Raw genomic sequence first — 21,117 nt, forward strand, 5'->3', positions numbered from 1 at the left:
CAAACATCATACAAATCGATTTGATATATGAAACCCATTGATCATTTCAATCTTCGCTCTTTCGATCTCAATCTTCTGATTGCTTTCGACGCCCTCGTTTCAGAACGCAGTGTCACAAAGGCGGCACGACGCCTTCGCATTCAACAACCCGCAATGAGCCATGCACTCGCCACCCTCCGAATGTTACTGGGCGATGATGTGCTCGTCAGAACCGGTGCTGTCATGCAGCCGACAGCCAAAGCATCAACCATGGCGTCACATGTCGCGGAGTTGTTAAGGCAGGCTCAGCACATCCTGATGTCTGAGGAACAGTTTGATCCTGCGACGGAACAGCGCATCTTTCGTTTCGGCTTTTCGTCCGAACTTGAAGTCTTTCTGATGCCTAAACTGACGGCCTATTTGCAACGGCATGCACCTGGAATACGACTGCTGTCACGTGGATCTCCTCGGAGTGAGGTCTATACATTACTGGATACGGGCGCGCTGGATATCGCAGTTGGGTGTTTTGATTTCGGTTTGGAACGCCATTGTGGGGTATCGTTGTATGAGCAGTCTCTCGTCTGCTGCTTCAACCCAGAACTGATCGATCCGGATGCGCCAATCACGGTTGGGCGTTATCTTGCATTGCCCCATGTTCTCATGACACTGAAAGATGACATCCAGGGATGCCTGTCAGACGCACTGATGCAGATTGGTCAGGAACTCAACGTGGTTCTCGCTGCCTCAGATTTTCTGACGGCACTTGCTGCCGCAGCGGCCGCACCCGTTCTGGCTACGCTTCCCAGCCGGATCGCTGAGCAACATGCCGCGCATTTCGGTTTGGCAATCCATCCCGTTCCACTGGACCTGCGTATCCCGGCAGTATCGATGATCTGGTCAGCCCGGAGTGATCGTGATCCTGCCTCAATATGGCTGCGCGATGCTGTCGCATCAGTATTGGGTAGTCATGTAAAGTGAGATTTTTAATGGGCGCTCAAAATAGCTATGACAGATAAATCTCTCCAGAAAGAGATAGGCTGTCATAGCTTCCCCAAAGCACGAGGAGTCATGACGACTTACATCAGCAGAAATTCTGATTATAGAAAAAAATGCGCAGTCATCTTTGTATGAACGTCAAATTTTTACCAATTTGATTGCGCGCTCAGGACATGCTTTCACACACAAACCACAAGCACGGCATTGATCAGCATGCGGGGTATAGGCGACCATCCCTCCGTGGACATAGCTCTTGATTTTGCCCACAAATGAAAGATCGCGATAATCGGACGGATCGATCTTGCGCACTTCAAACACGTCGTAAGGACATACGGCGACGCAGGCGTCTTTTCCCTCACAGCGATTAAAGTCTACGACCGGCATGACCCGTCCTGTTTGGCCGTCTTTCAGACATTTAGGTGTGATCATCGCTTTATTCCCTGACCCGCTCATTTCGCGCCTTGTTGTAAATGCCGACTTTGCCGCAGCTCCTGCGCGAACATCTCGAGCGTCGTTGTGGGCTTGCCCAGTTCCTGCCAGATTTTTTCGGCATAGAACGGATCTTCGTGATCCCCGAAATACGCAAACAAATGCGCGACGAACTTCATTTTCGGATTAAAAAGACCGATCATCCGCATGATCCAAAGTGGAGCCACGCGAATTTTAAGTGTCGGATCATAATTTCGGACAAACCGCTCCAGCGCCTGCCTGACGGAGATCGCTTCCGGCCCCTGTACGGGGCAATGTACAGGCATTGCCTCAGGATTCTGAAACGCCTCAATCACCCAGCGCGCATAATCGGCGGAGCTGATCCACCAGATTTTGATGTGTGTATTCCCGATCCACTGGAGCGCTCGACCGCTGATCATATTTGGGAGCAGGTCCATGAAATGGGTCGGCGCGAAAAACGTATGACGAATACCGGAATCCGCGATGATTTTGTGCCCTTCCATCCGAATAATATTGGGCACGATGTTATGTCTGATAGTGTTGAGCGCGGGAGGATAGGCGCCCAGAGCACCGATTTTAGCAATATAATTAATATTCAACCCTTTGATGGCGCTCATCAAGTTCCGCACACCCTCCCTCTCTTCGTAGAAGGGAAGCGTCAAATCCGCCGTGTCGGTCGCAAGGTTGAGATAGAGCGCATCCACCCCGTCGAGCGCCTTGTGCAACCCCGCAATGTCCCGCAGATCTGCCTGGGCGATTTCGACATTAGGCGGCAGTATCCTCCGAGCTTTGTCTGGCGAACGAACGATTGCCCTCACCTGAAAATGTTTTGCCAGTTCCGCTGCAACTGGCGCGCCAAGCCGCCCCGTTGCACCGATGACGCCTATAGTCCTGATCGGTTCCATCATATTTTCTGATCCATTGATATAATGATCATCTTGAGTTTTTTCGGGTCGTAATGCCGGTCTATGACGGCGTTCTGGAGGCCGAGCCCGCGCAACAGAAACCGGATAGTGTTCTCGACCAGCTTGTCTCGTGTGATGCCGTATTCAACGACCGTGATGTCGGGCAGGCTGATGAGATGCAAAGTATTCGCTAGATGATGGACGAACCATATCTCTGCATGACCGATATGAATGCCAGATTCGACGTCTCCCGCGTCTTGAGCCGCCCTGAATGATTGCGAAAAAACGCTGACCCACGGCTTTACATGCTGGTCGAGGAACGCCTTTGCGAACTGGCCATCGCCAAGCAGGCTGGCCGTCACAAGGCGTTTGGTGTCTTCGTGAGACTGCGCATCGCCAATACCGGGAAACACTGCGTGCACGAGTATGGCGACACCCATGACCAGTGTTTCAGTTGAAGGCGTCACCTCGGCGAGAATACGGCTGCCAACTGCATTCGCTTCAACGCAGTGAGTTTCAAGCGCCGCATAAAGCACGTCCTTGCTGGTAAAGTGCCGATAAAGCAAAGCTTCGGAAACACCAGCGGCTCTGGCGATTTCCTTGGTCGTCGCACCGTCCCGACCGAGCCGGGCGAAAATGGGAGCTGCAGCGGACAGGATGGCCTGCTTGCGGTCAGTCGCGGACAATCTGGAACGGCGTGAGGTCGGCATGGGTTCTCCTTACGGAAGTAAGGTAAGTGAACGCTCACTTATATTCAAGCGCTTATTCCATTTTTCCGTATAAGATCAGGCTCGGGCGGGCATCGACGGCTTGAGAGTCTGTTTGGAAAATCGGTCTGATGTGATTCAAGCCTTGGATGTCGACGTCAGAACAGAGGGGCCGAGTGGCCAGGATCAGTTAGAAAAAGAAACACTATCCGTTTGAAATGCCAGGACTTGATCGTATTCTGGCAACAGAAGCCTCTGCCATGGCCGGACTTGCACCAATGGCTCATGACAATGGCGTGATGCATAGAAAACGTGTCATTTCAAGGGGAGGAAGATTTCTCCGTCAGCCCCTGTTTCAGGCAGGATTGGCAACTGCGTGCCATAAACCCTTCTGAAAGATGTTTCCAAACCCATGAAACAATCGGGTAAACCACACAAACTGGTGATCGTCGCTATCGTACGGCGTCTCATTGCAATCACCAATACAGTCCTCAAAACAAGGCTGCCATGACGTATTAGATCCGCCGCTCCAACATAGTTTCTAACATCTGAAATTTCCTCGCGAGATTATGAAAAATGACCAGATCGGTTCCGTTTATCTCCCGCATTCTGATCTTTCCGATTAAATCATTGGATCCGGTGGAAGTCACAAATGCGCGGGTTCTTACTAGCGGGGCCTTGGCAGACGACCGGTGCTGGGCTCTATTTGACGCACAGGGGCGTGTGGTTAACGGCAAGAACCACGCAGAGATTCATCGCATCCGCGCTGGTTTCGATCTTGATAAACGGACCGTAAGCCTACGAGATGACTCTGGTCGAGGTCTGCCTACTGTTCTGTTCAATCTTGATGGCACTGCAAGACCAATAGAGGCATGGCTAAGTCGGTTTTTCGGTTTTCCAGTCCACCTTCGGGCGGATACCACTACGGGACATCCTGATGATACGGATTCGCCTGGTCCGACTATCATCAGCGTTGCGACGCTAGAGACGATTGGAATATGGTTCGGGTTGCCAGTCGAGCAAGTTCGGGCCCGCTTTCGGACCAATATCGAGATCGGGGGCGTCCCGGCTTTTTGGGAAGATGCACTGTTCGGAGGACTTGGAGACGAAGTCGAGTTTCACCTTGGTGGCACAGAGTGGTTGGGAATAAACCCCTGTCAGCGTTGTGTCGTGCCGTCTCGCGATCCGCTAACTGGTCAGAGAGACAATGCTTTTGCCCGCCGCTTCGCAGAGTACAGGCGCCGGACGCAGCCGGCATGGTCTAATCCCGCGCGCTTTAATCATTTTTTTCGTGTAGCGATCAATACTCGGTCTGCACGCACCGGCGTTAACACAAGGATCGCACTGAACGATATCGTTACAACGTATAACAATGCAGCGGCATGCACGGCGTTGGAAGAAAACAAACGCCCCGCAGGATTCTGAGCGGGCACCATGTATATCATTCACGTGCGAGCCGAAACGCCAGATATCCGTTCGTTCAGACGACGCCCGCTGGTAGGTGAACGGCTTCCCTTCCGTTTTATAGCCGATCATCATATGCGTATTTGCGGCCCAGTTGCTATGGTCGCCGCGGCGCTTGTATTGTGTGATGAACTCGGGACTTCACCTGAACGGATCGCCTGTGAATCGTTCGGCGGCGTTCTGTCGCACGGAGATAACCTGCCGGACACCAAGGAATATCCGATCAGCTTCTCGCTATCGGGCACAACCTACACTGCAAAGTCAAGCTCATAAAAGGCACCATCACAACCGGTTGCGAAGTCGGTCTATCGGCGGCAGACAAGAAGGCGGGCTACATCCTGGCGTGTCAGGCAAAACCTCGTGGGCCACTGCTCATGGTACGATAGTGTCCACTTAGCAGATGATCGCCAGATATGCGGTTCCAACTGGATTTCCTGGCGCCCGTGGTGTTCACCGAACCGACAAACCGGAGGGCTCTAAAAACCCTCCGGTTTTTCCAGGAGAATAAGGTCCCCATTCAGCCAAAATTGGTTCGTACCTCTTTAATTGCGTCCCTTGACGGAAGTTTTAAAGTTGATTGGCTATACGTCGATAGGAGTGTGCCAGACTAACATTCATCTCCGCGACGCTCTCAGAAAATGCCGTCGCATCCTGAGTGACCTGCGTAATCGTCAATAGATCTGTATTCGAATGAATTGTTGTCGTGGACGGAATATAAAACTGCTCCGGCAAGACGCAGTCTTCGACAACGGAGTTATGCCTTACCACGCAACCCCGTTCGACCGTGCAGTTGAAGATCACGGAATTGAAGCCTATGAATACCTCGTCTCCAACAGCGCAGGGACCGTGAATGATCGAGCGATGTGCAATGGACGTGCGCGACCCGATCGTCACGGCCGCGCCATCTTTTGAGTGGATGACCACACCGTCTTGAATGTTCGACCCACTCCCGATCCGGATGGGCTCGACATGGCCGTCTTCATCGGCTTCATCGGCGCGAATAACGGCATAGGGACCGATGAAGACATCGTCCTCGACAATCACATGACCGCACAGGATCGCGGTCGGGTCGATAAAGGCGCTTTCAGAAACTACGGGGAAATCACCACGTGGATTTGGTCTCAGCATAGCCACATTTCGTCTCCTTAAAGATCGGTCAGAATTTTGCCAGGTAGGTCATTCGACATGGTTTCGCCCGGCTGATAATGCATGACAGAGCGAATGGCCTCTCCCCGATGCAGAAGATCAAATGCCGTATTGATCCGGTCATGAGTCATGTTGTGGGTGATGTAAGGGTCAACGCTAAACTTCCCCGCCAGCCATTCATCGACCATACCGGGTAACTGCGAACGCCCTTTTACACCCCCAAAGGCCGTGCCCCGCCAGACCCGTCCCGTGATCAGCTGGAAAGGCCGCGTCGAGATCTCCTCGCCAGCCCCAGCGACACCGATGACTGTGCATTCACCCCAGCCTTTATGGCAACACTCAAGGGCCGCTCGCATGACATCGACCCGACCGATCGCCTCAAAGGAATAATCCACGCCGCCACCCGTCATCTCCACGATAACTTTCTGGATTGGATCGGTATGATCGGTCGGATTGACGAGATCGGTCGCCCCCAGATTTCGGGCCAGCAGGAACTTCGCCGGATTGGTGTCGATGCCGATGATCCTTGCAGCACCGGCCATGACAGCCCCCTGAATGACGGCCATGCCGATCGCACCGAGACCAAAGACGGCCACAGTCGATCCCGCTTCCACTTTCGCGGCGTTCCGCACGGCTCCCATACCTGTCGGGACGGCGCACCCCATGACGCTGGCTTTCGCAAGCGGCGCCTCTTTGGTGATCTTCGCCACGGCAATTTCGGGCAGCACGGTATATTCGCTGAACGTGCTGGTGCCCATGTAATGAAAGATCTGGCGGCCCTTGTATGAAAAACGGCTGGTGCCGTCTGGCATCAGACCGAGCGCCTGTGTCTCGCGGATAGTCGAGCAGAGATTGGTTTTGCCCGAACGGATCATCGGGCAGTTCGGGTCTTCGGGAATATAGAGCGGAATGACATGATCACCCGGAGCAACAGAGGTAACACCTTTACCCACATCCTCGACGATCCCGACCCCCTCGTGACCGAGAATACATGGAAAACGTCCTTCCGGATCATGCCCCGACAGGGTAAACATATCGGTATGACACAGGCTCGTGGTCACGATACGGACCAGAACCTCGCCGTCTTTCGGGCCTTCGAGATCAACCAGATCGATCTCAAGCGGCATGTTAGGTTCCCACGCAATTGCAGCTCGGGTTTTCATGAAAATATTCCTCAATAATAGCGTGTGGGAATTCGTTCAGGCCGACTCAAGACTTTCCGACTGGCGACGCCAAAGCGGAAAGGGATCAGGGAGGCGTGCATAGCGTGACGGCTCAAAAGCGGTGTCTCCGAGATCTGGAACAAGACAGGCATCAAGTTCCTGCCGAAGACCGGATTCATCCATATCTCCATTGCCGATAAAGACGATTTCCTGACGACGGTCGCCGAAGACCGGATCCCAGTTTCCCAATACGAAGTCGCGCCACTGATCAGTATCCGGCCACTGATTTTTCGGAATCGCAGCCCACCACAGCCCCATCGCCTCGCTTCGCACCAGGGCTCCAGCCTGACTCATTTCACCTACCCAGTCCGGGCGCGTAGCTAACCAGAAATGGCCCTTGGCGCGTACGACGCCAGACCAGTTCCGATCAAGGAAGGCCTGGAATTTCGCTGGTTCGAACGGACGGCGCGCACGATAGACAAAATTACGGATGCCATATTCGTCTGTTTCAGGAACATGGCTGGAAAAGCCGTAAAGTTCCTTGAACCACAACGGATGCTGATGTGCCTTGTCGTAATCGAAACGGCCTGTATTCAGGATCTGCTCAACAGGAACAGACCCCATGTCGGTCTCGATGATATCAGCGTCCGAATTCAACGCACGAATGATCTGCCTCGCCGCATCAACCTGATCCGATGTAGCGGTGGAGACTTTGTTGATCACCACGACATCCGCAAACTCGATCTGCTGGACGAGCAGATCGACCAGGGCACGCTCGTCGTCCTCCCCGGCCGTTTCACCCCGATCCTTCAGGAAATCGCTGGAAGAATAATCGCGCAGGAGATTGACCGCATCAACGACCGTCACCATCGTATCCAGCCGTGCGATATCGCTCAGGCTGACGCCACTCTCGTCACGAAACTCAAACGTTGCGGCTACGGGCAGCGGTTCCGCAATGCCTGTAGATTCAATGAGCAGATAATCGAATTTCCGCTCCTCTGCGAGCCTCCGTACTTCCTGCAACAAATCGTCGCGGAGCGTGCAGCAAATGCAGCCATTGGTCATTTCAACCAACTTTTCATCGGTACGCGACAGATTGCTGCCGCCCTCGCGCACCAGAGCGGCGTCAATGTTGACCTCGCTCATATCATTCACGATGACCGCGACCTTATAGCCCTGGCGGTTATTCAGTACGTGATTGAGCAAGGTCGTCTTTCCCGCGCCAAGAAAGCCGGACAGCACGGTAACGGGAAGTTGGTCATCCATGGGGATTTTTCCTCTAAAGCTTTGTCGGGTTTGGGGCGTCGCCATAGACGGCGAGCGGATCGAATATTTTGTGCGTTTCGCAAAAGAGGAGTGCTGCCGATGATGACGGAAGGCCTTCCTCAGAAGTGAGATCAACACGCCGATAAAAACAGCTTCGATAACCCACATGGCAGTTCGCTCCTGTGCCCGCAGTGTGAACGCGCAGCCAGATCGCGTCCTGATCGTCGTCGATCCGCATTTCGAGGACATGCTGGACCAGCCCGCTCGTGGCGCCCTTTCGCCAGAGACACTGACGGCTCCGGCTCCAGTAATGCGCCTCACGGGTTGCGATAGTGCGTGCGAGCGCCTCTGCGTTCATGACGCCAACCATCATGACATCACCGCTTTCTGCGTCCGTTGTGACCACGGTCAGCAGTCCGCTGGCGTCGAAACGTGGGGCGAGATCGCTCCCCTCCTCGACCTGCTCAATTGAGACGCGCGACCCAAATGCCGTGGACACAGAAGATACAGTTGTGCCCATCACACGCCACCCATTCCCGCCATAGTGAAGAACTGGCGCCGCAGAGATTCCGACGTCTCGAACTCGCCCAGCAGGCGGCTGGTCACCATACTCACGCCTGGCTTATGTACTCCGCGTGTGGTCATGCACTGGTGAGCCGCGTCGATCACGACCGCGACGCCACGCGGTTGAAGCACGCCCTGGATTGTATCCGCGATCTGGGCCGTCAGTTTTTCCTGGATCTGTAGACGATGGGCGAAGACGTCCACGAGACGCGCCAGCTTGCTGATGCCAACTACCCGCTTGTCGGGCAGATACGCCACATGCGCCTTACCGATCAGCGGAATGATATGATGCTCGCAATGGGATTCCAGACGGATATCGCGTAGCACCACCATCTCGTTGTAGTTACCGCTCTCTTCGAAGGTCCGCTCCAGAAGAGCGACCGGGTCGTCATGATATCCCTCGAAAAACTCCTCATAGGCCCGCACCACGCGGTCAGGCGTACCGGCAAGCCCCTCGCGATCAGGATCATCACCGGTCCAGGCGAGCAGGGTTCGCACCGCCTCTTCCGCCTGAGCCCGGGTCGGCCGGGTTCTCACTTGCCGTGGAACGTCCATCAGTGTGTCCATTGAAGTTTATCTGCTATTGACTATGTTATGTTATAACGTAACCATAAAGACGTTCGCCACCTATCGTCAAGCTCGGGAACCATGCCCCCTCCCTCACAGCAACATTCTGTCTCGACGGATATGACTCCACCCGCGCGCGCGCCGAAGGAAAGTCTCGGCGCCATGCTATTCATTGAGAGCTGGCCCGCGCCAACAATCGACCCACCGGAAAACAGTACTCTGGGCCGTCTTGCACCGCATGTGGTCGCCTGTGCCCACGCGACAGTCGTGATGGATCTGCAGCGACCGGATGTCGATATGGTCGTGTGGGGGCGCCGGATTCCGGCAACATGGGAAGGAACTCTCACAAACTGCTCACAAGCCCCATCTGCTCTCACTCTCGCCGGCACACCTTCGGAAATCGCAGATTCCCTTGTAAACCCGGCTTTACATCAGGACTGGTCTCCCCTCATCCTGACTGATGTCAGGGACTTGTCCGCACTGTTCGGTGCGCTGACAGGAGGCGTCCGGCAGCACATCCAGCTAATAACGCCATCCCGTGGGGAGACTGCGTTCGAGTTGCCCCCCGATGCACTTCGGCTGATCTGCGCCTATGGAAGCGCTGGACCAGAGTGGTGCGGCAGCCAAAATCCAAAGAGTGGTATTGTCAGTACCCTGACACCGTTCGCAGTAGTGTTCATTAAAGGGGCGGCTGAAGGCAAACTCGGATGCCTTCATCGTCTCCCGGCAAATATCGCAAACGGTGCAAGGCCTGGGTCGGTCCTCGTGATGGATACAATTTCCCGATGATAGAGCGTGTCATGCCGCCGTCTCGCGACGCACGTCAAGGTTGCGATGCCTTCAAAAGGCGGACCACGTCTTTACGGAATGATGTACTCGACGTGCTGACGAAGGCAAACGTCCCACTTTCGGCTTACGACATCCTACGGTGTGTCAGTCATTCGAATTGCCCGCGGATTGCTCCGACTACAATTTACCGGGCTCTCGGAAAGCTGATTGCCAGCGGGTTAGTGGGACGGCTCGAAAGTCGAAATGCCTTCGTGCGGATCTGGGCAAACGATCCCTCTCACCTCGTCTACTGTATCTGCGATCGATGTGGTGCCGCGCAAGCGGTGGAAAATACGCTATCCTGTCAATTGATCGACGCTGCGGCCGAGACCCTTGGATTTCAGGTCCGGCATCGGGTCATCGAAGTTCAGGGCGTCTGCGCACGATGCAGCGTCTGCCCGTCTTTCTTGCCGACACAACAAAAGCACAAGCTTCCGACACGCGCGCCCAAATGAACCGCGCCCCCTCGCCGCTCTTCTCCGTTAAGGCTCTCTCATGTTACCGACCACCATCTCTTCCCGTCCTTCATCCCACCCACCAAAGGATATGCTCGCCTGCCGTGTGAACGGCATTATCAGCGATCTTTCCTCCACAACTGGTGACCAACGGGCTGACCCTGTCTTCCGGTCGGACGCCGATGCGCTTTCCCTGATCCGTCACGACACGGCCCATGTTCTGGCACAAGCCGTCAGTGAGTTGTATCCCGGCACCGCGCTTGCGACAGGGCCCGCCACGGAACAGGGATTTTTCTACGATTTCGCCGCTGAGCACGCTTTCACCGATGATGACATCGCTCGGATCGACGCACGGATGCACGAGATCGTCGACCGGGACGAGCCGATCATCCGGGAGGAGTGGGATCGCGAGAGAGCACTTGCCTGGTGCCGGGAGAATGGACAGCCCTACAAGGCCGAGATCATCATGTCCCTGCCTGCTGATGCCACCCTGAGCTTTTATCGACAAGGCGACTTCGTCGATCTCTGCCGAGGGCCACATCTCGTCAGCACAGGACAGATCGGACACGCCTTTCGACTTCTCGGTACGGCTGGTGCCTATTGGAAAGGTGATCGAAGCAATCCAATGCTGCAGAGGATTCACGGAACGGCCTGTCGTGATGCCGACGAACTCGCCGCGTGGGAGCAGCGTCAGGAAGCAGCAGCACGGCGTGATCATCGTCGTCTCGGCCGCGAGATGGATCTGTTCCATTTCCAGGCCGAAGCTCCAGGCGCGGTGTTCTGGCATCCGAACGGCTGGACACTGTTCCAGACCCTGCTCGCTTATCTGCGCGAACGTCAGAAGGCCGAGAACTATGTGGAGATCAATACGCCCGACATCATGGATCTGTCGCTCTGGCAGGCCTCTGGCCATTGGGAAAAATTCGGGGAGAGCATGTTCACCACCGAAACCGAAGGCCGTACCTACGCCCTCAAGCCTATGAATTGCCCCGGTGGTGTGCAGGTTTTCCGCCAAGGCCTGAAGAGCTATCGCGACCTGCCCCTGCGGATGGCCGAATTCGGCAAAGTCCATCGCTTTGAACCGTCAGGAGCGTTGCATGGCCTGATGCGCGTACGTGCATTCACGCAGGATGACGCACATATTTTCTGCACACCGGAACAGATGGAGGCCGAGACGCAGCGGATCTGCCATCTCGTGCTTTCGATCTATAAGGACTTCGGTTTTGAAGATGTCCGTATCAAATTTTCCGACCGGCCTGACAAACGTGTCGGATCGGACGAGATCTGGGATCGCTCGGAGGAAGCGTTACAGCGCGGGGTCGAAGCTTCAGGCCTCTCCTACACACGCAATCCAGGAGAAGGCGCTTTTTACGGTCCCAAGCTGGAGTTCGTACTGCGTGATGCAATCGGCCGGGACTGGCAGTGCGGTACCGTTCAGGTCGATCTCAATCTGCCTCAGCGTCTGGACGCGCATTATATTGGCGCGGATGGAGAAAAACATCCGCCCGTCATGCTGCATCGCGCCCTGTTCGGTTCGCTTGAACGTTTCATCGGCATTCTCCTTGAACACCATGCCGGCCACCTGCCTTTCTGGCTTGCACCCATTCAGGTCGTGGTGGCAACAATCACCGGCGCTGCAGACGATTACGCAGTCGATCTGATTAAAGCGCTCCGCCAACGTGGAGTCCGAGCAGAGCCCGATTTGCGCAATGAAAAAATCGCTTACAAAATCCGCGAACACAGCCTCGCGAAAGTACCCATGTTGCTGATCGTCGGGAAGAAGGAAGCACAGGCAGGCACCGTGTCTATCCGGGAATATGGAAGATCAGAAACACCAATGTTGGACATGGAATCCGCTATCAATTTAATCGCCAAAGCATCGGAGTCTCGTTTGGCACAAGTCTTTTAGCTTATCGACACGATTTCTTTGGTTGTTAGATATCATTGGGATAAGTGATTATACGAATAATATTTATAATAATTTCTACATTTCTGACTTCGCCCCGACATCTATTTCGAAATCCCAATATATACAAAGAGGCTATTGATTATTTCTACGCAACTTAAGTCCGGGATCGAATACGTTAGTCTTATGCTTGACGAATATTGCGATGTCGGGTTATTTGTGATGTTATAACGTAATGATAGCCACCGAAAATAAAGTGTTTCGACGCGAGTTAACATACTAAAATTCGTTAAACAAGGAACGGGAATTATTACAATGTAAAACGTCAAGTAAAGTTATGTTTCCGTATCTTTAAGGTTCTTAATTCGGGTTTATTTATGAGAAAAAAATCAATTTTGTTTGCAATTATTCCTGCGTTTATTGGATCTGCTCAGGCTGAAGAAGGCATGTGGACGTTTGATCATTTGCCTATTCGGCAGATGAAGCAGCAATATGGGTTTGAACCCTCTGTCGAATGGATTAACCATGTCATTCAGTCTTCGGCACGCTTGGCGGAAGGCTGCTCTGCCTCGTTCGTATCAGGTGATGGTTTGGTGATGACAAATCATCATTGTGCCAATACGTGTCTCACGGATCTGTCTGACAAAAATCACGATTATTTCCATGATGGTTTCTCGGCTCGAGAGGTCTCAAAAGAGCCTCAGTGTCCGGGGATGGAACTGGATCGTCTGGATCAGGTGAAAGATGTAACGGGTCGTGTCGCAGAAATGACCGCAGGAAAACATGGTGCGGAATATGGCAAAGCTTTGCAGGTTGCCAATAGTGTCCTGACCAAGGAATGCGCGCTGGGTGATGCCTCACACTGGCGTTGCGATGTCGTGACACTCTATCATGGTGGACAGACGGCGCTTTATCGTTACCGCCGTTATCAGGATATCCGTCTCGTGATGGCGCCCGATCAGGATATAGCATTCTTTGGTGGTGATCCCGATAACTTTACATTCCCGCGTTATGATATTGATCTATCGATGCTGCGGGTGTTTGAAGACGGCAAGCCGGTTCATACGCCGTTTTTTAAATTCGATCCAAAGGGCCCCAAGGCTGGTGATCTGGTTTTCACATCCGGAAACCCAGGACGCACACAACGGTCCCTTCCGGCCAGCGCATTGGCATTTCAACGAGATGTCAGTCTGCCAACCATTATTGCTGCTTATTCGACCCTTGAAGGAGCGCTGTGGCAGTATTCCAGAGAAAGCAAGACCCACCTAATTGACGCACAAAATACGCTTTTCGGTGTTCAGAACGCACTGAAATCTCTGTCTGGTACAGCAAAGGCTTTGCGTGAACCTGAAGTGATAGAAAAGCGCGAGGCGGAAGATCAAGCCCTTCAGGCGTGGATTGACGCAGATGCAGAACGTCGCAAGACTTATGGTGATCCGTACAAAAAAGTGGAAGCCGCTCTTGCTGTGCAGCGTCAGTATTATGTGCATGATTTTGCCATAACACGCACAGTTCATGGTCTGCTGGGGGACGCTGTTATGCTGGTGTCAGCGGCGCATGAACGAAAGAAGCCAGATACAGAGCGTCGGTCCGGTTACCATGATGCGGAATTAGCCGCACTTGAAACCGAGATCGCTGCGAAAGTGCCGGTGCATACTGAATTGGAAACTACGACTTTGGCGTTAGGTATGACGACCATGCGCCAGATACTCGGTGAGGATGATGCAGCGGTCCATCTGATTCTGGGAAAAAAAAGCCCGGATGAGCGCGCCGTAGAACTGATACAGGGCACGAAACTGGCGGATCCCGCAGAGCGTCTCGCGCTTTACAAAGGTGGCGTCAAGGCCATTGAATCATCCAAAGATCCAATGATCGTTCTGGCACGTCACTTAGAGCCGGTTCTGGACACGATCCGCAATCGCAGCCGTGACCAGATTGAAGCACCGATGCACGAAGCCCAGGGTACGATTGCACGGGCCCAGTTCGCGCGTGCTCAGGCAGAAGGAAAGGCAGATACACTTTATCCGGATGCCACGTTCTCGCCGCGACTATCTTACGGCACAGTTAAAGGCTTCCAGGATGGCGCAAAGGTCATTGCACCCTTCACGGATTTTGCAGGGATGTACAAACATGCAACGGGCAGTGATCCGTTCCGTCTGCCGCAAGTCTGGTTGGATGCGAAGCCACATCTAAACCTCTCTACGAAGCTTGATTATGTGTCGACCAATGACATTGTCGGCGGCAATTCAGGCTCCCCTGTTATTAACCGTCAAGGCGATGTCGTTGGCCTGATTTTTGACGGTAACCTCGATAGCCTGGCGGGCGATCTTTATTACGACATCGAGCGCAATCGTGCTGTTTCCACGGATACAAGTGCCATCATGGCTGCATTGAGGACGGTGTATCACGCTGATGCTCTTGCTGATGAACTTGAGACGGGGAAGCTAAAGTCGCGTCCGGAATAAAAGTGGAAAGATAATAACTTGAACAACTCTATACCCGTTCGGATTGCCATTCTGACTATTTCAGATAGCCGGAATTTAGAAACCGACATTTCTGGTAAGATCTTGGCCGACAGAGTCATGGAGGCAGGGCACGTTCTTGCGGCTAGGTCGATTGAAATAGATGATATCAATCGAATTACTGACGCGCTCAATATCATGATCGATAATAAGGATGTTGATGTTATAATTACCACAGGAGGAACTGGATTAACCAAACGAGATGTCACTCCGGAAGCATTCGATCTGGTTTTAGATAAATACATTCCCGGTTTTGGAGAGCTGTTTCGAATGTTGTCTTATAAAAAGATAGGGACCTCTACAATACAATCTAGATCCATGGCGGGAGTGTCCCGTGGGAAATTACTATTTGCGCTTCCCGGATCACCAGGCGCAGTCAAAGATGGGTGGGATGATATTTTAAAATATCAGCTAGATAGCAATCACAAACCGTGTAATTTTGTCGAAATTATTTCAAGGATATAAATAAACCCGCAACTGTGTCTAAGCGGCGGAGCTAATGCGCTATGGCACTCCGGTTTTGAGGATAGCGATTGTGACGAGACGCCGTGCGATAGCGACGATCATCAGTTTATGTGGTTTACCCCGCTGTTTCATGCGTTCGGCGGCAGCTTTCAGAACAGGATTATGGCAGGCAGCTGTTAATCCTGCCTGGAACAGCACGTGGTGGAGAGATCTTCCTTCCCCTGAAATGACACGTTTTCCGCACATTGCACCACTATCGTGAGCCATTGGCGCAAGTCCGGTCATGGCAGCGGCTTCTGTCGCTGTCATGCGGCCGAGCTCTGGCATTTCTGCGAGAAGCATGACTACTGATACCGGGCCGATACCAGGAATGGAACGGAGAAGCTGTGCTTTGGCGGAGAGTTCTTCTGCCTCTGCGATAACGATTTCAATCCGTTGTTCAAGCTCGCGGATCTGGCTTTCGCGAAATACTTTGGGCTGTTGTCCATATGGAGGGATCGAAGAACCGTTTGTTGATGTGCCTTGGTTCTGATTCTGCGATGGCATCCGGTCTGCATTTTGAGCAGATTGGGGGCTGTTACCCGCTGGATGACTACGCGCTCGCGTTGATCGGCTCTAAGAAGAGGAAGCGGCGCATGTTGTAGACGATATTGGCGAGCCCGATCCTCATGGTGGCCCGGGTAATATCGAAAGTTCGGACGAACAGCCCTGTCTGTGATTTCTGATCGGCAAAGACGTGCTCGACGCGGGATCGGATCACGGACTTTCCTGCATTGGACCGCTGGATATGGAGTGGCCAGATCCGTTGTGGGGATCGTCCCGTCATCCTGCCGCTTCGCCTTCATGAACTTCAGTGTCCAGCGCGCATGACGATCCTTGTGCGACAGCTTTGCCGGCTTGTCCTGCCAGTCATCGAGGATACGTCCTGCCCGGAGGTCGGCGTTCTCAGTGTTCGTATTGCGCTGCTTTGGAGCGGCTATCAATGCTGCATCCAGGATCTGGCCTGACATCGGCAGAGAGCCTGCGTTCCGCAGGGTTGTATCAAAGCGATTGAACAGACCCTCGATCGCTCCCATCTGCGTCAGGCACTCACGGAACAGCCAGACCGTTTTGGCATCAAGAACACGATCTGAAAGCCCCAGCCCAAGGAAGCGCATGGACGACAGGCTATCGTCCGCCAGTGCTTCCATCGGAATAGGCCAGAGCCTCCTCCAGATCAGGACGGAACACTGCAAAATCCACAATCTGGGAAAAGGCTTCGAGCTGATCACCAAGCCCGCTCAACCGGGCAAGCCGCTCTTCAACATCAAACAAACCAGACTGCTTCATCATCCACGCCCTCAATCAATTCAGGAGAAATGGAATCACACAGATAAACTCAAAACCAGAGGGATTTTCGAACCCTCTAGCTTATTCAAGCCCGAAATTGTCCGGACAGACGGGTCCACCTATTCCCTCAATGGAAGTGAATAACTGACCGAATAGATTTTCCTTCATGCATGAGATCAAAAGCCTTGTTAATCTGATCCAGATGCATCGTGTGCGTGACGAAGGGCGCAAGTTCAATATCCCCCTTCATAGCGTCTTCGACCATAGTCGGAAGCTGGGAACGTCCCTTGACACCGCCGAAAGCAGAGCCTTTCCAGACACGTCCTGTAACCAGTTGAAACGGACGTGTCGAGATTTCCTGCCCCGCTCCGGCGACACCAATAATAATAGACTGTCCCCATCCACGATGCGCGGCCTCCAAGGCTGAGCGCATGACATGGACATTGCCAATACACTCGAATGTGTGATCGATGCCCCAGCCACTCATCTCGATCAGCACCTCATGAATTGGCCGATCAAAATCTTTGGGGTTCAAGCAGTCTGTAGCACCAAACTGGCGTGCTAACGCAAATTTTTCCGGATTGGTGTCAATGGCAATAATGCGCCCTGCTTTCGCCTGCCGTGCCCCTTGAACCGCAGCAAGACCAATACCGCCCAGGCCGAAGATCGCAACGGAATCCCCCGGCTGAACATTGGCTGTATTATGCACTGCGCCAATACCCGTCGTGACACCGCACCCTAAAAGGCAGACGTGTTCGGGATTGGCCTCAGGATTGATCTTAGCCAACGAAACTTCTGCAACAACCGTATATTCGCTAAACGTCGAGCAGCCCATATAATGATACAGAGGCTGACCATTATACGAAAAACGCGTTGTTCCGTCAGGCATCACACCTTTGCCCTGAGTGGCACGAACAGCAATGCAAAGATTGGTTTTCCCAGACAGACAAAACTCGCATTTCCCACACTCCGCCGTGTAAAGCGGGATCACATGATCTCCTGGGGCAACACTTGTGACACCTTCGCCAACCTCGACGACAATGCCAGCGCCCTCGTGCCCCAGCACAACTGGGAAAAGCCCCTCCGGATCATTGCCTGACAGGGTGAACGCATCTGTATGACAGACGCCAGTATTCGTTATCCGAATGAGCACCTCTCCTTTACGGGGAGGCGCAACATCAATTTCGACAATTTCAAGCGGTTTCCCTGCTTCAAAAGCAACAGCAGCCCGTGACTTCATGTTCAGCTCCTTAATTATTTTATTGCTTCATTTGATGGCACTGCGCAGTCTTCGGGCTGCGTCCTGAGGATCCTCCGCGCCATAGATTCCCCCTCCCACGATAGCAACTTCGGCACCTGCATCCCGAACTGTCACGATTGTAGAAGCATTGATCCCACCCGCTACGGCGAATGGAAGCACGCTTCCGGAAATTGTCTTGAGCAGATCAACAATGCTGTACCCAGGTAAAGATTGCTCATCCAATCCCGCATGGAGTTCGACGTGAGAAACCCCCAGATCTTTTAGTTCGGAAATCCGGGAGAGACGGTTCTGTGGAGGCACACCAATCAAATCAGCAACGACCCGTTTTTGATACGTATGTCCGGCTTTAACGGCACCTGCGATCGTAGCATCGTTCGCAAGGGCCAGCACGCCAACGGAGTCAGCCCCCGCTTCAAACGCCATGGTGGCTTCAAGCTCCCCGGCATCCATTGTTTTATAATCTGCGAAGAGTTCTTTCTCTGGATAAGCAGTCTTGATAGCCCTGAGAACCGCTAAACCCTCTGCTTTGACGAGCGGTGTACCAATTTCGATAATATCAACATATGGCGCAACCTTTCCCAGCAGAAGGAGAGCATCTCGCGTGCGCAGAAGATCCAAAGCAATCTGAAGTTTCATGACATTATTCCCAATTTGCGTGACGGGCCCAAAGCACGTCCTTTTCGAGGTGGTTGGCCTGCCAGATGGCATGAAAGAGGCTGTCCAGAACCAGAATGGCCGCCTGTTCGAACAGCGACCCGGCGTACTGAACCGTGGATCCTCTATGTGAACTTTGCTTCCCAGCAGCATCTATGATGATCGAGACAGTCGCGATCTGGCTCAAGGGACTGTCCGCTGCTGTGGTCAGGGCAATCACATCTGCTTCCGCACGGACCACTTTACGAGCGATCGCGAGCATACTGTCCGTGCTCCCGGATCCTGACGGAATAATTACGACATCTCCGTAACTTACGGCCGGTGCCGTTGATTCAGACAGCATGTGGACCTTCAGTCCGAGATGCATGAACCTCATTGCGTTCATTCCCATCCCAATGCCACTGCGACCGGCACCTGCAAAATACAGGCGCGGCGCAGATGCGATCATGCGTGCTGCCCTTTTACAGTTCTCAATACGTACAGAGTGTAAGGCATGAGAAATCTCAGTCACGATTGTCGACAGAGCGTCGGAAACAGCCTTCGTATCGGGCGATATAAACGCCATGCTTCCCCTCCCCTGATTCTTTTTGATTGACTGGCTTATCTGCCCCAGAGCCGTTGCCAGAAGATAAGAGAACAGCCAGGATCAAACAAACAAATGAGGTCAATGGTGGGTATCGATCATATCAATTTGGCTGGGCTCGATTTGAATCTTCTGATCGCTCTGGATGCTCTTCTGGAAACGGGAAGTGTGACAAAAGCTGGAAAGCTGATGGGGATCGGCCAATCTGCCATGAGCCATAATTTAGGGCGTCTTCGAACTCTTTTTGGAGACGAACTGTTGACACGACATGCGGGCGGCATGCGACGCACCCCGCGCGCAGAAGCTCTCCGCCTACCCGTGCGAGAGGCCCTCAGTAGTCTTCAGGCTTTGTTAGGGCGTGAAACACCATTTGATCCAGCCACAGCTGAACGTCTTTTCAGGATTGCAGTCCCAGACAGTATCGAAATGCTTCTGATGCCTCGATTTCTAGCGTACCTTCAGGAAAAGGCTCCAGGAATTCGCCTGCGCCTACATAACGTTGATCCTGAATCCGTCCTCAATACGCTAGATGAAAACAAAATCGATCTCGCGATTAGTATAGGACCCTTCAGTGGTGCACAAACCCACCATAAAAGCCGTCTTTTAATGCGGGATGAATATCTGGTTCTCTTCAATTCTCATATCACAAAATTAAAAACACCACTTTCTCTCGACGATTTTCTTAAATTCCCACATCTGCTGACAAGCTTGCGACCTGGGGAGCATGGTGTGGTTGATAAGGCCTTGGCGCTCCTGGGATTGAGCCGCTCAATTGCCCTGACAACGCCAAGATTTATGAGCGTTGCTCCTTTGCTCGTGCAGGCTCCCGTGATAGCGACCATGCACAGCCGCCCTGCGCAAATGCTGGCAAAGATCTTCAATCTTACGACCAGTCCGCCTCCTGTAGCACTCACAGATGTCAGGATCGACATGATCTGGCATGGATCCTACGGAGACGATCAGGCGCACTGCTGGATACGCGACACGCTATGGAAGATGGCGCAAATCCCTTAAAAAATTTGTTCCTCAGTTATGACGGTATTATTTCTAAGAAACAGGAAGATGATATCTCATGGCTTCTACCAACGCTGCAAAAGCTGGTGAGTGTAATCGCCTGCTGGGATAATACAGATAGGGGCCTTCACACTCTAAGCTCCATTCAGAAAGCACCTCAACCAGTTGTCCCATTTCAATATCGGGCTTTGCCAGATCATAAGGAACGTAGCCCAACCCAATCCCATCAATAGCAGCACCGAGGACCAACATAGAGTTGCTAAACGTTGTTTGTCCTGCCACACGAAATGCGATTTCGCGTCCTGTCGGTTCACGAAACTCCCACTTCAGGTTTCCTCCAGCAGTCGTCATCCGCATATTAATACAGTTATGACGGCGCAAATCATGAGGCGTTGCAGGGGGCAGATGACGGTGAAAATAATCCGGTGATCCTACGACGCAAAAGCGCCAGTCGGGGCCCACACGCGTCGCGACCATGTCTTTCTCGATGGCTTCCCCGATACGGACTCCTGCATCAAAGCGTTCTGCAACGATATCAACAAAAGCGTAATCCATGCTGAATTCGATGTTGATGTCGGGGTATTGTTGGAGAAATTCGAGAAGTTTAGGTCGAAACACCAGTTCTATGGCCGCATCGGTGCATGTAGAGGTGGTCCCCATTTTTCGGACAGGGCGATAAGCTATCATCTGGCCTGAACGAGGACGGGTTTTATGGGCAAGGTTACGCGGAAACGGTATGCGGCAGAGTTCAAGTCACGGGTTGCGCTGGAGGCGATCCGTGGGGAACTGACGCTGGCGGAACTGGCTTCGAAACATGGGGTACATCAGACGATGATCGCCCAGTGGAAACGGCAGGCGATCGAGGGGATGGCGGCGACCTTTTCCGGGAAGAC

At 53.1% G+C, this 21,117-nt stretch carries 24 protein-coding genes and 1 pseudogene; 11 read left to right on the forward strand and 14 right to left on the reverse strand.

What is annotated here, in order from left to right; genetic code table 11:
* The first annotated feature begins 27 nt into the window (after positions 1-27).
* Complete coding sequence (locus KP701_RS13155) at positions 28-957, forward strand: LysR family transcriptional regulator (RefSeq protein ID WP_215747460.1); 930 nt, start codon at positions 28-30, stop codon at positions 955-957.
* 156 nt (positions 958-1,113) lie between these two features.
* On the opposite strand, the gene KP701_RS13160 is transcribed toward KP701_RS13155, so the two are convergent.
* The 3 genes from KP701_RS13160 to KP701_RS13170 all read right to left on the reverse strand — a co-directional run bounded on the left by KP701_RS13160 (position 1,114) and on the right by KP701_RS13170 (position 3,040).
* On the reverse strand, positions 1,114-1,359 hold the full coding sequence (locus KP701_RS13160; RefSeq protein ID WP_198150540.1) for a ferredoxin family protein: 246 nt from the start codon (positions 1,357-1,359) through the stop codon (positions 1,114-1,116).
* Between the two features lie 65 nt (positions 1,360-1,424).
* On the reverse strand, positions 1,425-2,333 hold the full coding sequence (locus tag KP701_RS13165; RefSeq protein ID WP_077804063.1) for an SDR family oxidoreductase: 909 nt from the start codon (positions 2,331-2,333) through the stop codon (positions 1,425-1,427).
* Positions 2,330-3,040 (reverse strand): TetR/AcrR family transcriptional regulator, encoded by a 711-nt coding sequence (locus tag KP701_RS13170; RefSeq protein ID WP_077804062.1) that lies wholly within the window; start codon positions 3,038-3,040, stop codon positions 2,330-2,332. The genes KP701_RS13165 and KP701_RS13170 overlap by 4 nt, the downstream gene beginning before the upstream one ends.
* A gap of 296 nt (positions 3,041-3,336) precedes the next feature.
* Here KP701_RS13170 and KP701_RS16365 point away from each other — a divergent pair, with 296 nt between their 5' ends.
* The 3 genes from KP701_RS16365 to KP701_RS13185 all read left to right on the forward strand — a co-directional run bounded on the left by KP701_RS16365 (position 3,337) and on the right by KP701_RS13185 (position 4,774).
* Positions 3,337-3,432: a hypothetical protein gene (locus KP701_RS16365; protein WP_232309402.1), complete on the forward strand. Its 96-nt coding sequence runs from the start codon at positions 3,337-3,339 to the stop codon at positions 3,430-3,432.
* 181 nt (positions 3,433-3,613) lie between these two features.
* Positions 3,614-4,462, forward strand: a complete 849-nt coding sequence (locus tag KP701_RS13180; protein ID WP_063904071.1) for an MOSC domain-containing protein — start codon at positions 3,614-3,616, stop codon at positions 4,460-4,462.
* Positions 4,463-4,471: 9 nt separating this feature from the next.
* Positions 4,472-4,774 (forward strand): hypothetical protein, encoded by a 303-nt coding sequence (locus KP701_RS13185; RefSeq protein WP_063904072.1) that lies wholly within the window; start codon positions 4,472-4,474, stop codon positions 4,772-4,774.
* A 294-nt stretch (positions 4,775-5,068) separates the two neighbouring features.
* On the opposite strand, the gene KP701_RS13190 is transcribed toward KP701_RS13185, so the two are convergent.
* From KP701_RS13190 to folE, 5 genes are read right to left on the reverse strand one after another with little or no spacing between them, the layout of a single operon-like run.
* A complete protein-coding gene (locus KP701_RS13190; protein WP_077804060.1) occupies positions 5,069-5,629 on the reverse strand; it encodes a carbonate dehydratase in 561 nt (186 codons plus the stop codon).
* 17 nt (positions 5,630-5,646) lie between these two features.
* The gene (locus KP701_RS13195; protein WP_077804059.1) at positions 5,647-6,810 is read right to left on the reverse strand and encodes an S-(hydroxymethyl)glutathione dehydrogenase/class III alcohol dehydrogenase; all 1,164 of its coding nucleotides are present in this window, start codon (positions 6,808-6,810) and stop codon (positions 5,647-5,649) included.
* A 36-nt stretch (positions 6,811-6,846) separates the two neighbouring features.
* Entirely contained in the window at positions 6,847-8,076 is a 1,230-nt protein-coding gene (gene zigA, locus KP701_RS13200; RefSeq protein ID WP_077804058.1) for a zinc metallochaperone GTPase ZigA, read from the reverse strand.
* A 13-nt stretch (positions 8,077-8,089) separates the two neighbouring features.
* Entirely contained in the window at positions 8,090-8,596 is a 507-nt protein-coding gene (gene hisI, locus KP701_RS13205) for a phosphoribosyl-AMP cyclohydrolase (protein WP_149026849.1), read from the reverse strand.
* Positions 8,596-9,195 carry a GTP cyclohydrolase I FolE gene (folE, locus tag KP701_RS13210; protein WP_233142725.1) on the reverse strand — a complete coding sequence of 200 codons (600 nt, stop codon included), beginning with the start codon at positions 9,193-9,195 and terminating at the stop codon, positions 8,596-8,598. The genes hisI and folE overlap by 1 nt, the downstream gene beginning before the upstream one ends.
* A gap of 282 nt (positions 9,196-9,477) precedes the next feature.
* On the opposite strand from folE, the gene KP701_RS16580 reads away from it, so the two are divergent.
* The 5 genes from KP701_RS16580 (at position 9,478) to moaB (ending at position 15,383) form a co-directional block, all read left to right on the forward strand.
* Positions 9,478-9,996: a DUF1826 domain-containing protein gene (locus tag KP701_RS16580; RefSeq protein ID WP_371818982.1), complete on the forward strand. Its 519-nt coding sequence runs from the start codon at positions 9,478-9,480 to the stop codon at positions 9,994-9,996.
* Positions 9,997-10,007: 11 nt separating this feature from the next.
* Positions 10,008-10,490 carry a Fur family transcriptional regulator gene (locus KP701_RS13220; RefSeq protein ID WP_232309385.1) on the forward strand — a complete coding sequence of 161 codons (483 nt, stop codon included), beginning with the start codon at positions 10,008-10,010 and terminating at the stop codon, positions 10,488-10,490.
* A 106-nt stretch (positions 10,491-10,596) separates the two neighbouring features.
* Positions 10,597-12,399, forward strand: a complete 1,803-nt coding sequence (thrS, locus tag KP701_RS13225) for a threonine--tRNA ligase (protein ID WP_371818978.1) — start codon at positions 10,597-10,599, stop codon at positions 12,397-12,399.
* A gap of 374 nt (positions 12,400-12,773) precedes the next feature.
* Entirely contained in the window at positions 12,774-14,861 is a 2,088-nt protein-coding gene (locus KP701_RS13230; protein ID WP_077804052.1) for a S46 family peptidase, read from the forward strand.
* 18 nt (positions 14,862-14,879) lie between these two features.
* A complete protein-coding gene (gene moaB / locus KP701_RS13235) occupies positions 14,880-15,383 on the forward strand; it encodes a molybdenum cofactor biosynthesis protein B (protein WP_077804051.1) in 504 nt (167 codons plus the stop codon).
* 39 nt (positions 15,384-15,422) lie between these two features.
* Here the strand turns inward: moaB and KP701_RS13240 are convergent, their stop codons facing one another.
* The 5 genes and pseudogenes from KP701_RS13240 to hxlB form a co-directional block, all read right to left on the reverse strand.
* A complete protein-coding gene (locus KP701_RS13240; RefSeq protein ID WP_235993402.1) occupies positions 15,423-15,929 on the reverse strand; it encodes a transposase in 507 nt (168 codons plus the stop codon).
* 46 nt (positions 15,930-15,975) lie between these two features.
* Positions 15,976-16,715: pseudogene (locus KP701_RS13245) on the reverse strand (transposase).
* Positions 16,716-16,839: 124 nt separating this feature from the next.
* The gene (locus KP701_RS13250) at positions 16,840-17,952 is read right to left on the reverse strand and encodes an S-(hydroxymethyl)glutathione dehydrogenase/class III alcohol dehydrogenase (protein WP_077804050.1); all 1,113 of its coding nucleotides are present in this window, start codon (positions 17,950-17,952) and stop codon (positions 16,840-16,842) included.
* A gap of 27 nt (positions 17,953-17,979) precedes the next feature.
* Complete coding sequence (gene hxlA, locus KP701_RS13255) at positions 17,980-18,609, reverse strand: 3-hexulose-6-phosphate synthase (protein ID WP_099287725.1); 630 nt, start codon at positions 18,607-18,609, stop codon at positions 17,980-17,982.
* A 4-nt stretch (positions 18,610-18,613) separates the two neighbouring features.
* A complete protein-coding gene (gene hxlB / locus KP701_RS13260) occupies positions 18,614-19,192 on the reverse strand; it encodes a 6-phospho-3-hexuloisomerase (protein WP_077804048.1) in 579 nt (192 codons plus the stop codon).
* Between the two features lie 102 nt (positions 19,193-19,294).
* Here hxlB and KP701_RS13265 point away from each other — a divergent pair, with 102 nt between their 5' ends.
* A complete protein-coding gene (locus tag KP701_RS13265; protein ID WP_077804231.1) occupies positions 19,295-20,224 on the forward strand; it encodes a LysR family transcriptional regulator in 930 nt (309 codons plus the stop codon).
* Between the two features lie 33 nt (positions 20,225-20,257).
* Here KP701_RS13265 and KP701_RS13270 read toward each other — a convergent pair whose 3' ends face one another.
* Positions 20,258-20,884 (reverse strand): LysR substrate-binding domain-containing protein, encoded by a 627-nt coding sequence (locus KP701_RS13270; RefSeq protein ID WP_252345624.1) that lies wholly within the window; start codon positions 20,882-20,884, stop codon positions 20,258-20,260.
* Between the two features lie 51 nt (positions 20,885-20,935).
* Between KP701_RS13270 and KP701_RS13275 the strand changes: the two genes are divergently transcribed.
* Positions 20,936-21,117: transposase (locus tag KP701_RS13275; protein ID WP_215747293.1), on the forward strand; the 182-nt coding region annotated here is incomplete at its 3' end.

The organism is Gluconobacter sp. P1C6_b (assembly GCF_018811945.1).
In the GTDB taxonomy this organism is placed as follows: domain Bacteria; phylum Pseudomonadota; class Alphaproteobacteria; order Acetobacterales; family Acetobacteraceae; genus Gluconobacter.